This is a genomic window from Enterococcus sp. C76, from assembly GCF_040886985.1.
GTDB classification, from domain to species: Bacteria; Bacillota; Bacilli; order Lactobacillales; family Enterococcaceae; genus Enterococcus_B; species Enterococcus_B lactis.
In genome coordinates this window covers 1-203 of record NZ_JBFOEY010000103.1, presented here as the reverse complement: position 1 = coordinate 203, position 203 = coordinate 1, and the positions used below count along the sequence as shown (strand labels likewise).

The 203-nt window shown below is 28.6% G+C and carries 1 protein-coding gene; it reads right to left on the bottom strand.

The window, feature by feature from the left end; all coding sequences use genetic code 11:
* A partial coding sequence (locus tag AB3I00_RS14930; RefSeq protein WP_368025661.1) for a hypothetical protein occupies window positions 1-203 on the bottom strand: 203 nt, incomplete at both ends.

Below are 203 nucleotides of genomic sequence, written 5' to 3'. Positions count from 1 at the left end.
TAGCGGCACAAAAATTCCTAATTCCACAAATCGGCGAAAACCAAAATCTATTTTTTCTGTTTTTATGACTATTTCTTTTTGTTCTGACAAATAGCGTTCAAAAAGTGATTTTGCAAAATAATATTTTTGTTCCTCTAAAAAAAGCAAAGCAATCATTGAATTCTCTACTGCTTCTTTCGTTACTAAAAATAAAAAAAACTCAG